This is a genomic window from Streptomyces sp. NPDC002911 (assembly GCF_053591835.1).
This window is the reverse complement of sequence record NZ_JBSFUO010000005.1, coordinates 261,169-272,843: the sequence shown is the minus strand read 5'-3', so window position 1 is coordinate 272,843 and position 11,675 is coordinate 261,169. Positions and strand designations below refer to the sequence as shown.

At 70.0% G+C, this 11,675-nt stretch carries 9 protein-coding genes and 1 pseudogene; 9 read left to right on the top strand and 1 reads right to left on the bottom strand.

The features are described 5' to 3' along the window. Positions 1-34 precede the first annotated feature (34 nt). From ggt to hydA, 8 genes and pseudogenes are all read left to right on the top strand, one after another. Positions 35-1,840, top strand: coding sequence for a gamma-glutamyltransferase (gene ggt, locus ACWD04_RS11060; protein ID WP_451130407.1), 1,806 nt, complete (start codon positions 35-37; stop codon positions 1,838-1,840). Between the two features lie 163 nt (positions 1,841-2,003). Then, positions 2,004-2,696, top strand: coding sequence for a glycoside hydrolase family 75 protein (locus ACWD04_RS11055; protein WP_451130405.1), 693 nt, complete (start codon positions 2,004-2,006; stop codon positions 2,694-2,696). A 143-nt stretch (positions 2,697-2,839) separates the two neighbouring features. After that, a complete protein-coding gene (locus ACWD04_RS11050) occupies positions 2,840-3,220 on the top strand; it encodes a PPOX class F420-dependent oxidoreductase (protein ID WP_451130403.1) in 381 nt (126 codons plus the stop codon). 135 nt (positions 3,221-3,355) lie between these two features. Beyond that, on the top strand, positions 3,356-4,699 hold the full coding sequence (locus tag ACWD04_RS11045) for a hypothetical protein (RefSeq protein WP_451130401.1): 1,344 nt from the start codon (positions 3,356-3,358) through the stop codon (positions 4,697-4,699). A gap of 381 nt (positions 4,700-5,080) precedes the next feature. Next, the gene (locus tag ACWD04_RS11040) at positions 5,081-5,923 is read left to right on the top strand and encodes a nitrilase-related carbon-nitrogen hydrolase (protein WP_451130399.1); all 843 of its coding nucleotides are present in this window, start codon (positions 5,081-5,083) and stop codon (positions 5,921-5,923) included. After that, the gene (locus ACWD04_RS11035; protein WP_451130397.1) at positions 5,920-7,203 is read left to right on the top strand and encodes an aspartate aminotransferase family protein; all 1,284 of its coding nucleotides are present in this window, start codon (positions 5,920-5,922) and stop codon (positions 7,201-7,203) included. The genes ACWD04_RS11040 and ACWD04_RS11035 overlap by 4 nt, the downstream gene beginning before the upstream one ends. Before the next feature lie 30 nt (positions 7,204-7,233). Next, positions 7,234-7,455: pseudogene (locus tag ACWD04_RS11030) on the top strand (dihydropyrimidinase); the annotation flags it as partial. A 123-nt stretch (positions 7,456-7,578) separates the two neighbouring features. Then, complete coding sequence (hydA, locus tag ACWD04_RS11025) at positions 7,579-8,967, top strand: dihydropyrimidinase (protein ID WP_451130395.1); 1,389 nt, start codon at positions 7,579-7,581, stop codon at positions 8,965-8,967. A gap of 350 nt (positions 8,968-9,317) precedes the next feature. Here the strand turns inward: hydA and ACWD04_RS11020 are convergent, their stop codons facing one another. After that, the gene (locus tag ACWD04_RS11020; RefSeq protein ID WP_451130393.1) at positions 9,318-10,148 is read right to left on the bottom strand and encodes an alpha/beta fold hydrolase; all 831 of its coding nucleotides are present in this window, start codon (positions 10,146-10,148) and stop codon (positions 9,318-9,320) included. Positions 10,149-10,543: 395 nt separating this feature from the next. Here ACWD04_RS11020 and ACWD04_RS11015 point away from each other — a divergent pair, with 395 nt between their 5' ends. After that, positions 10,544-11,545 carry a TIGR03842 family LLM class F420-dependent oxidoreductase gene (locus ACWD04_RS11015; RefSeq protein ID WP_451130391.1) on the top strand — a complete coding sequence of 334 codons (1,002 nt, stop codon included), beginning with the start codon at positions 10,544-10,546 and terminating at the stop codon, positions 11,543-11,545. Positions 11,546-11,675 lie beyond the last annotated feature (130 nt).

Here is an 11,675-nt window from a genome sequence, read left to right as displayed (position 1 = left end):
ACCCTGCGCGGACGATCCTGCACTGGAGGTATGGATGCGTCATTCCGTCGGCCGGAATGTGTCGTTCCCCATCGTGATCGCCGTCATCGGCACACTCGGCGCCGCGGCGCCCGCAGCCTCGGCGCCACCCGTGCCGCCCCCCAAGTCGCCGGTGGCGGTGGGCTACGGGGGAGCCGTGTCGAGCGTCGACCCGGACGCCTCGGCGGCCGGCATCGAGGTGCTCCGCAAGGGAGGTAACGCCGTTGACGCCGCCGTTGCCACCGCCGCCGCACTGGGTGTCACCGAGCCCTACTCGGCGGGTATCGGAGGCGGTGGGTACTTCGTCCACTACGACGCCCGGACGGGGCGTGTACAGACCGTCGACGGCCGCGAGACCGCGCCACGCAGCGCGGACTCCTCTCTCTTCCTGGAGGACGGGCAGCCGATCCCGTTCAACGACGCCGTCACCAGCGGACTGGGGGTCGGCACCCCCGGTACGCCCGCCACCTGGGAGAAGGCGCTCGACGCCTGGGGCAGCAAGCCGCTCGCACAGCTGCTCCGGCCGGCCGAGCGGCTGGCCCGCGAGGGGTTCGTCGTGGACGAGACCTTCCGCTCCCAGACCGCGGCCAACCATGCGCGGTTCGCCGACTTCCCGGCGTCCGCCGAACTGTTCCTGCCCGGCGGCCAGTTGCCGGTCACCGGATCGGTGTTCAAGAACCCCGACCTCGCCCGTACGTACAGGACGCTGGGCCGCGAGGGCGTAGACGAGCTGTACCGGGGCGAGCTGGCCCGGGACATCGTGTCGACGGTGCGGAAGCCGCCCGTGGACCCGGAGGCGACGCGTGTGGTGCGACCGGGAGACCTGACGACCGGTGACCTGAAGGCGTACCGCGCGCTGCGCCAGGCCCCGACGAAGACCGCGTACCGGGGCCTCGACGTGTACGGCATCGCACCGTCCTCATCCGGGGGCACGAGCGTGGCCGAGGCCCTCAACATCCTTGAGTCGACCGACCTTTCGAAGGCGAGTGAGACGCGGTACCTGCACCGCCTCATCGAGGCGAGCCGCATCGCCTTCGCCGACCGGGGCCGCTGGGTGGGCGACCCGGCGTTCGAGGACGTGCCGACGCGAGAGCTGACCGGCCAGCGCTTCGCCGACTCCCGCGAGTGCCTCATCAAGGACGACGCGGTCCTCACCAGCCCGCTCGCGCCGGGCGATCCGCGCGACCCCGCCCGCTGCGCCACCGGGGGCCAGGCCGCCCCGACGACGTACGAGGGTGAGAACACGACGCATCTGACCACCGCCGACAAGTGGGGCAACGTCGTCGCGTACACCCTGACGATCGAGTCGACGGGCGGCAGCGGCATCACCGTGCCGGGGCGGGGCTTCCTGCTCAACAACGAACTGACCGACTTCTCGTTCGCACCGGCGAACCCGGCGGTGCATGACCCGAACCTGCCCGGCCCGTCGAAGCGTCCGCGCTCCTCGATCTCACCGACCATCGTGCTGGAGCACGGGAAGCCCGTAGTGGCCCTGGGATCGCCGGGCGGTGCCACGATCATCACCACCGTCCTGCAGTCGCTGACCGGCCATCTGGACCGGGGGCTGCCACTGGTCGACGCGATCGCCGCGCCGCGTGCCAGCCAGCGCAACTCGGCCACGACCGAGATCGAGCCGGGGCTGTGGAACAGCCCGGTGCGCACGGAGCTCGAGGCGCTCGGGCACGTGTTCAAGGCGAACCCGGAGATCGGGGCCGCCACGGGCATCCAGAGGCTCCCCGGCGGACGCTGGCTCGCGGCCGCCGAAAAGGTGCGGCGCGGTGGTGGCTCGGCCATGGTGGTGTATCCGAGCGGTCGTTCGTGACCGGTCATCAGTAGCAGCAGTAGCAGTGGCCTCGGGGCCGGCAGAACGCGCTCAGTCGCGTTCTGCCGGCCCCGAGGCCGTGCGCGGCGGGGACTGCCCCCGCCGCGTAGAAGAGGAAGGACCCGCCGGGGTTCTTCGCGTCCAGCGAAAGGCATCCCCCACGGTGCGTACGAGCATGCTCGCCCTCTCGGCCGTCTCCGGCGCCGTTCTGCTCGCTCCCACAGCCTTTCCCGCCGCGGCCGGCGATGCCGACGGCGTGACCGGGGAGGGCTCGGTCAGCGCCGCCGAGTTGCTGGCCCGGGTGAAGACCTGCACCCGGATCTCCGACGGGAAGTACCGAACGGACCAAGGCGGCCCGGCGAAGGTACCGGTGTGCGGGACGAAGGGAGTCGTGTTCTGGAAGGCGGACATGGACATCGACTGCGACGGCCGGATCACCAGGGCCTGCAACAACAGAATCGACCCCTCCTTCCTGCCGGCTACAACGTTCCAGACGTCGCGGGGCAAGCCCCTGGACGCCGCCCGGCTGCCGTACGTCGTCGTACCGGGCCCTGGGCCGCTCTGGAAACACACCGAGTCCGGGATCAGCGGTGGCGGTGTGGCCGCCGTCATCTACCGCGGCAAGGTGCAGTACGCCGTCGTCGGGGACACCGGACCCACCGGGATCATCGGGGAGGCCTCGTATGCCACGGCCGAAGCCCTCGGTATCGACCCGGATCCGAAGAGCGGCGGAACCGCGTCCGGCGTCACCTACATCCTGTTCAAGAACTCCAAGGCGTCGCCGATCGAGAGCCACCGGGCCGCCGTCGCCGCCGGCCGGTCGCTGGCCCGTTCGTTCGTCCACGGCGACCGATGACGGGGTGTGTTTCGGCTGAGCCGACATGATGGGGCCTCGACAGCTGTGCGACCTCACGGCGGGGGCCGACGGGAGCCCCCAAGGCCGTGGGCGGAACGGGGGGGTGCTGCTGCTCACCGCGCAGGCCGAGTAGGGTCGCGCCCGTGACTCTCCAGGACTTCGCACACAGTGAGTACGTCAGCCTGACCACGTACCGGAAGGACGGCACGCCCGTCGCCACGCCTGTCTGGGCCGCGGCGGACGGTGACGTGCTGTACGTCTGGACCCGGTCCGACTCCTGGAAGGTCAAGCGGCTGCGCAACGACAGCAGGGTCCTCGTCACCGTCTGCGACGTCCGCGGCCGGATCGCCGAGGGCGCGCCGAGCACCGAGGGGACGGCCCGGCTGCTCGACCGCGACGGGACCGCGGAGGCGCGCAAGGTGCTCGCCCGCAAGTACACCTGGAAGTTCTGGCTCGTGGACTGGCCCGCCATGGTCGTCCGGCTCGGCAAGAGGCCCCACACCGGGATCGCCGTCACGTTCTGACAGGGGGCGCGCCGGCCCCGGTCGCGCTCCGGACGCACCGTGCCGGAAAAGCGCGTGTAGTCCTCCCGTAACACGCGTGCGGTCGAATGCCCGCGGACTGGAACGTCCCAGTCCCGGGCGACCGATGGGGCGGCGATGACAGAGCATCAGCACGCGGTGGAAGTAAGGGCGTTCGCGCTGTATTTACGTGACATGGCTGGCTCGCTCGATCCCGGGCAGGGCTGGTACGGAATCTTCTGCGCACGCGATCCCCAAGGCATGCGCGCCTGCTTCGACGGCTCGGAGGTCCCGCCCTGGGACGTGGTCGAGTCGTTGCTCGAGGACCTCGCAGCGGTGCGCGGCACGGCGTTCGCCGTGCGGGAGTCCGTACAGGCCGCCGCGCTGTGCGCCGCCTCGGCGGCCGCGCACGACAGGCGCCCGGGCGGGCGGCAGGCCCTCGCCGACCGGCTGAACGTGATGCTCAGGGAGCAGGCGTACGCGGCCCGGCGGATGCGGGCCGCCGGGGCGGACGGGGAGACGGAGGCGTTGGCCTGGGCGCGGGACGACCACGCCCGTGCCACGGCGCGCTGTGCGGAGCTCCGTGCCCGGCTCTCGGCGACGGAGAGGGCGGTGGCGTACGTCCGGTCCCACGAAGGCGGGGACATGAACACACCGGAGCCCGGCAACGCGCCCACGGCCCCAGACCCCCGCCGCCCGGAAGCGCCCGGGGCCGACGGTGCGCGATCCGATGCGCCCACCCCCGCGAAGAAGCGCAGGAAGCCGCGCGGTGCGCGTTTCGCGGGCCTCGAGATCGAGGACGGGGCGGAAGCGGGTCCGCTCCCGTCGGAGGTGCCCGTACTGCCGGTCCCCTCGTCGGCCGCCTCCCTGCCACGCGGGGCCCGCTTCGGCGGCACCCCGGCCGAGGAAGGCGCCGGCCCGGCCGCACCGCAGGCCCCGGCGCCCGGCCCCGCCGCGCGCCGGGCCGCCGCAGACGCTGTCGCGCTGCTCGTACGGCTACGCGCGGAGGGCCGCAGCGGTGAGGCGCACGTGGTGCTCTGCGAGGCGGCAGCGTGGCCGGCCGGGCATCTGCCGGTGCTGGCCGTCGCCCTGCACGAGGCGGGCCTGGGTCCCGACTGGGCGACCCTGCTGTGGGAGGTGTCCTCCCAGCCACCCGCGTCACTCGCCGCCGCCGCGGGTGCGCTGGCGGCCGCGGGCCGCGCCGACGACTGCGGGCAGCTGCTCCGGCAGGGGGTGGCCCGGCCCGCCGGTGAGATCGCCGACGCCGTCTCAGCCCTCGACCGGGCGGGTCTGCAACCCGAGGCGCGGGCACTGCTCAGCGCGTTCGTCCGCGTACGGACTCCGCGGGACGCGGCGAGCATCGCCGAGGGAGGGCCACGCCACCTCGTCCCCCAACTGCTCGCAGCGGCACGCGAGGTATCTGCCGCGAGGGAGGGGGACCTGATTCACGCGCTTCGGATGGCGGGCATCGCGGCGCCGTAGGGCTGGCGACCGGTCCTCATCCGGAACCCTCCGCCCCCGCCCGGGCGACGCGCTGCCGCACCGCTCCGGCGGGTCCCGCGCTTCACCGCCTTCGCCGGCTTCCTTCCCGGCTCGGCCACGGGCCTCGTAGCTCGCACCGACACGGCTCCCACCTCGCCTGCACCCTTCATCCTGTCCGCGTACGGAACTCCGTACGGACCGGAGTCACAGCCCCGGGGATGGTGTGGACCGCTCGAGTGTGAAACATGATCGACTCCGCCGGTTCACGGCGATGGTCTTGCCCCGCTGTGTGACGGGGCTTACGTTCTCCTCCTACGCACCGTGGCTACGGGCGTAGAGAACGCGTAAAGGCTCTCTGACGCCGCGTCGAAGGAGCAGCTCGTGGCCCACGTCGTACGCGCCGCACTTGTCCAGGCGACCTGGACCGGCGACACCGAATCCATGATCGCCAAGCATGAGGAACACGCGCGCGCAGCCGCCCGGCAGGGCGCGAAGATCATCGGCTTCCAGGAGGTGTTCAACGCCCCCTACTTCTGCCAGGTCCAGGAGCCCGAGCACTACCGCTGGGCCGAACCCGTCCCGGACGGGCCGACGGTCCGGCGTATGCGGGACCTGGCCCGTGAGACCGGCATGGTGATCGTCGTGCCGGTCTTCGAGGTCGAGCAGTCCGGCTTCTACTACAACACCGCGGCGGTGATCGACGCCGACGGCTCGTACCTCGGCAAGTACCGCAAGCACCACATCCCGCAGGTCAAGGGCTTCTGGGAGAAGTACTACTTCAAGCCCGGCAACGTCGGATGGCCGGTCTTCGACACCGCCGCCGGCAAGGTCGGCGTCTACATCTGCTACGACCGGCACTTCCCCGAAGGGTGGCGACAACTCGGACTCAACGGAGCCCAGTTGGTGTACAACCCGTCCGCCACCTCGCGGGGGCTCTCCGGTCATCTGTGGCAGCTGGAACAGCCCGCGTCCGCCGTCGCCAACGAGTACTTCGTCGCGGCGATCAACCGCGTGGGCCAGGAGGAGTACGGCGACAACGACTTCTACGGCACGAGTTACTTCGTCGACCCGCGCGGGCAGTTCGTGGGTGATGTCGCGAGCGACAAGGAGGAGGAACTCGTCGTACGCGACCTGGACTTCGGTCTGATCGACGAGGTCCGCCGGCAATGGGCGTTCTACCGGGACCGCAGGCCGGACGCGTACGACGGGCTGGTGGAGCCGTGACCGGACTGCACGAACGGCACCTGGCCGTCAGCCCCGACTGGCTGGCGCTCTACTACCGGCACCCCCTGGAGCTCACCCACGGCGAGGGCCGCCGTGTCTGGGACGCGGACGGCAACCGCTACCTCGACTTCTTCGGCGGCATCCTCACCACGATGACCGCGCACGCCCTGCCCGAGGTGACCAAGGCCGTCGCCGAGCAGGCCGGCCGGCTCATCCACTCCTCGACCCTCTACCTCAACCGCCCGATGGTCGAACTCGCGGAGCGGGTCGCCACGCTGTCCGGTATCCCCGACGCCCGGGTCTTCTTCACCACGTCGGGCACCGAGGCCAACGACACCGCCCTGCTGCTCGCCACCGCCTACCGCGGGTCCAACCAGATCCTGGCGATGCGCAACAGCTACCACGGCAGGTCGTTCTCGGCGGTGTCCGTCACCGGCAACAAGGTCTGGTCGACCACCAGCCTTTCGCCGCTGCAGACGCTGTACGTCCATGGCGGGGTGCGCGGCCGGGGACCGTACGCGGAGCTGAGCGACGAAGGGTTCATCAAGGCCTGTGTGGCCGATCTGGAAGACCTGCTCGGGCACACCAGGGGTGTCGCGGCGCTGATCGCCGAGCCCGTGCAGGGAGTCGGCGGGTTCACCGCGCCGCCCGACGGGCTGTACGCGGCCTTCCGTGAGGTCCTCGACCGGCACGGCATCCTGTGGATCTCCGACGAGGTGCAGACCGGCTGGGGGCGTACGGGTGACCACTTCTGGGGCTGGCAGGCGCACGCTTCGAACGGGCCTCCGGACATCCTCACCTTCGCCAAGGGCCTCGGCAACGGCATGTCCATCGGTGGAGTGGTCGCTCGCGCCGAGGTCATGAACTGCCTCGACGCCCACTCCATTTCGACGTTCGGCGGATCCCCGGTCACCATGGCGGCCGGGCTCGCCAACCTCTCGTACCTGCTGGAGCACGACCTCCAGGGCAACGCCCGGCGGGTCGGCGGCCTGCTCATCGAGCGGCTCCGGGCGGTGGGCGCAGGCTCACCGGCCGTACGGGAGGTGCGCGGCAGAGGGCTCATGATCGGCATCGAGCTGGTGAAGTCCGGCACGGACGAGGCCGACCCGGAGGCCGCGGCGGCCGTACTCGAAGCGGCCCGCGCGGGCGGGCTGCTCATCGGGAAGGGCGGCGGTCACAACACCAGCGTCCTGAGGATCGCTCCGCCCCTGTCTCTCACCGTCACCGAGGCCGAGGAGGGCGCGGAGATCCTCGGCGAGGCTCTGCACGCGGCGCGGTGACCCGTCTGGGCGGGGAAAAACGGAAGCATCTTCGTCGTCCCGGGCGGCGTCGACGCACACACGTACCGTCAGACGCCGTTCGGAGGGGTCTGCGCCGCCGAAAACTTCGAGACCGGGACCCGGGCCGCGGCCGGGGGCGATACCACCACGATCGTCGGCTTCGCCATCCGGACCAGTGGCCGCTCCCTGCGCGAACGACTCGGTGCCCGGCATGCGAAGGCCGACGGCAACAGTGCCATCGACGACGGCTTCCCTGCGGGGAGGGGCCGGCCCCCCGCCACCGCCCTCTGCCGGGGCGGGGCCGTCCTGACGGCGAGCCGGTGCCGGGGTCCCGTTGGACGAGAACTCGTGATCCGAAGCGAATGGAGCCGAGCTGTGGCACGCACTCTGATCACCGGTGGTCTGGTCATCACCGCGTCCGACGAACTCCACGTGGACGTGCTCGTGGACGAGAGCCGGGTTGTCGCGCTGGCCACTCCCGGCAGCCAGGGGTGGACGGCTGACCGAGTCATCGACGCGAGAGGGAAATACGTCATCCCGGGCGGGGTGGACGGGCACACCCATATGGAGATGCCGTTCGGCGGCACCATGTCCTGCGACACCTTTGAAACGGGAACCCGGGCGGCCGCCTGGGGAGGCACCACCACGATCGTCGATTTCGCGATCCAGTCGAAAGGCAGCTCTCTCCGGAAAGGTCTCGATACATGGCATGAGAAGGCCAACGGTAAATGTTCCATCGACTACGGCTTTCACATGATCATGTCCGACGTGAACGAGTCTTCCCTCAAGCAGATGGATGCCCTGATCGAGGCCGGCGTGACCTCGTTCAAGCTCTTCACTGCGTATCCCGGAGTGTTCTATTCGGATGATGGTCAGATTCTCCGCGCCATGCAGCGAGCGGGTGCGAATGGCGGGCTGGTCATGATGCACGCCGAAAACGGCATCGCTATCGACGTCCTCGTGGAGCAGGCCCTCGCACGAGGAGAACGTGATCCGCGGTATCACGGAGAGGTCAGAAAGGCTCTCCTGGAAGCCGAAGCGACACATCGCGTCATTCGGCTGAGTCAGGTCGCCGGCGCTCCGGTCTACGTCGTTCATGTCTCCGCTCAGGAGGCTCTGGCGGAAGTGACACGAGCCCGCGACGAGGGATTGCCGGTGTTCGGTGAGACCTGCCCGCAGTACCTTTTCCTGTCCACCGACAACCTGGCCGAGCCGGACTTCGAGGGCGCCAAATACGTCTGTTCGACGCCGCTCCGGCCGAAGGAGCACCAGGCGGCATTGTGGCGGGGGCTGCGGACCGACGACCTGCAGGTCGTCTCCACGGACCACTGCCCGTTCTGCTTCAAGGGACAGAAGGACATGGGCATGGGGGACTTCTCGAAGATCCCCAACGGAATGCCGGGCGTGGAGCACCGGATGGATCTGCTGCACCAGGCCGTGGTGGACGGGAACATCTCCCGCCGTCGCTGGATCGAGATCGCCTGCGCCGCCCCGGCCCGGATGTTCGGCCTCTACCCGAGGAAGGGAACGATCGCGCCGGGCGCGGACGCGGACATCGTCGTGTACGACCCGGAGGCCGAGCAGGTGTTGTCCGCCGAGACGCACCACATGTACGTGGACTACTCCGCGTACGAGGGCAAGCGGATCACCGGGCGGGTGGAGACGGTCCTGTCGCGCGGCGTCCCCGTCATCGAGGACGGCTCGTACGTGGGGCGTGCGGGCCACGGAGTGTACGTGCCACGAGGTTTGTGCCAGTACCTGTGAGCGGACGGGCGCTCGGCCCGTGGCCTACCACCGGCATGGGACCGGTGAGGTCGCATGTTCATGTGTCGCGTTCATGGCTGACGCTCCGGGCGCCCCGGCCCGCCGGGGCGCTGAGGACCGGAGGGGGTGCGGCTGAGCGTGGACCGTGCAAGCTGACGTGGGGGGCGTGCCCGATAACGCGTGGAGCTGAACGGTATGGGCTCTGACACGTCAGGTGATGGCCGGCAGGCTGAGGGGGCCTCCGTCAGTGGCCGCGACGAGATACTGATGGAAGCGGCGCGGCGCATGCTGTCCGATCTGCGAGCCTCCTCAGTCGCCGTCGTGGGGGATCCGCTGGTACACGTGAAGCCCTACTCCCTCACGAACGCCAGGAGGTCGGGATTGATGACATCCGGTTGCGTCGAGAGCATGCCATGGGGATAGCCCTCGTAGCTCTTCAGCCTGCCGTTCGGCAGAAGTTCGGCGGACAAGGGCCCCGCGTCTTCGTAGGGCACGATCTGGTCATCGGTGCCGTGGGCGACCAGGACCGGCACCTCGATCTTCTTGAGGTCCTCGGTGAAGTCGGTCTCCGAGAAGGCCTTGATGCACTCGTAGTGGGCGTTGGCCGCACCTTGCATGCCCTGCCGCCACCAGTTGTTGATCAGTCCCTGCGACACCTCGGCACCGGGACGGTTGAATCCGTAGAACGGGCCCGACGGCACGTCGATGTAGAACTGCGCGCGATGTGCGGCGAGGGAGGCGCGGAACCCGTCGAAGACCTCGATCGGCAGGCCGCCCGGATTCGACTCGGACTTCACCATGACCGGCGGCACCGCACTGACCAGTACGGCCTTCGCCACCCGGCCGGGCTGGGCCCGGGCGACGTACCGGGCGACTTCGCCGCCACCGGTGGAATGGCCGATGTGCACGGCCTCCCGCAGGTCGAGCGCCTCGGCCAACGCCGCCACGTCGGCGGCGTAGGTGTCCATGTCGTGCCCCGTCGCGCTCTGGGTGGAGCGCCCGTGACCCCGCCGGTCGTGGGCGATCACCCGATGGCCGTGGGCGAGGAAGAAGAGCAGCTGGCTGTCCCAGTCGTCGGAGCTGAGCGGCCAGCCGTGGTGGAACACGATCGGCTGGGCGTCTCGCGGGCCCCAGTCCTTGTAATAGATGTCGGTGCCGTCAGCCGTAGTGACCGTGCCCATGGCCGATCCTTCCGCTCGAGGTGCTTGTGCGGTGAGACGTGCGACATGCTCAGCCTCGTGGGGGCGGCAGGAAGTGCCGGCGCGGACGAGGCCGAGACCGCGACCAAACGCCACAAACGATACCTTCACGTGGTGAAACCCTCACTTCGTGGCTTCACGGCCTACCGGAGGGCGATCGGGCGCGCGCCGAGCCGTTCACGGGTGGGCCGGCCCCAGGGTCCGCCGTCCATGCTCCAAACTTTTGTCCCCCGCGACTCGCGATCCGATGAGCCGCGGCGGCGGACCCGGCGCTGCCCGATGCGGAAGACTCTGCCCGGAGCGGGCCGCCCGGAAAATCGCCCGCAGTCCTTCTGACCGGGCGCCATGTGTCAGTACTTCGAGTAGGAGCATCTGTCATGGATTTCGGACTCGTCCTCCAGGCCGACCCGCCCGCCTCGGCCGTCGTCGGACTCATGCGCCGCGCGGAACGGAACGGGTTCCGCTACGGCTGGACCTTCGACTCCGCCGTGCTGTGGCAGGAGCCCTTCGTCATCTACAGCCGGATCCTGGAGCACACCGAGCGGCTCATCGTCGGGCCCATGGTGACGAACCCGGGGACCCGCGCCTGGGAGGTCACCGCCTCCACGTTCGCCACCCTCAACGAGATGTACGGCAACCGCACCGTCTGTGGCATCGGGCGCGGCGACTCCGCGATGCGAGTGGCCGGCCGCAGGCCGAACACACTGGCCAGACTGGGTGAGGCCATCGAGGTGATCCGGGACCTCGCCGAGGGACGCGAGGCCACCGTCGACGGACAGCCGGTCCGGATCCCATGGGTGAAGGACGGCAGACTCCCCGTCTGGATGGGCGCGTACGGGCCCAGGGCCCTCGCGCTGGCCGGGGAGAAGGCCGACGGCTTCATCCTCCAGCTGGCCGATCCCTACCTCACCGAATGGATGATCAACGCGGTACGTGACGCGGCCGCCGGCGCCGGCCGCGACCCGGACTCCGTCACCATCTGCGTCGCCGCGCCCGCCTACGTGAGCGAGGACCTGGACCACGCCCGCGAGCAGTGCCGATGGTTCGGCGGGATGGTCGGCAATCACGTGGCCGACCTCGTCACCCGTTACGGGGAGCACTCCGGCCTCGTGCCCGACGCGCTCACGGAGTACATCGCCGGACGCTCCGGATACGACTACAGCCATCACGGCCGCACCGGAAACCCGGACACCGCCTTCGTCCCGGACGAGATCGTGGACCGCTTCTGTCTGCTGGGGCCCGCCGAGGCCCACATCGAAAAGCTCCAGGTCCTGCGGGACCTGGGCGTCGACCAGTTCGCCGTCTACGACATGCACGACGCGCGTGAGGCGACCATCGATGCCTACGGCTCCACGGTCATCCCCGCGCTCTCCGTCTGACCGCTTCTTCCACCGCGGCCGAGCCGCCGAACGCTCAGCGTCCTACGGTGTGTGGTCCCCCACCCGCAGGTGGGGGACCACACACCGTAGGACCGGCCGGGAGAACCCTCTCCGGGCCGGTGCGAAGGGG

Excerpts from the sequence above, each read along its gene's own strand:
- ggt (WP_451130407.1), top strand. The coding sequence starts at position 35 with ATGCGTCATTCCGTCGGCCGGAATGTGTCGTTCCCCATCGTGATCGCC.
- ACWD04_RS11045 (WP_451130401.1), top strand. The coding sequence starts at position 3,356 with ATGACAGAGCATCAGCACGCGGTGGAAGTAAGGGCGTTCGCGCTGTAT.
- ACWD04_RS11020 (WP_451130393.1), bottom strand. The coding sequence starts at position 10,148 with ATGGGCACGGTCACTACGGCTGACGGCACCGACATCTATTACAAGGAC.
- ACWD04_RS11015 (WP_451130391.1), top strand. The coding sequence starts at position 10,544 with ATGGATTTCGGACTCGTCCTCCAGGCCGACCCGCCCGCCTCGGCCGTC.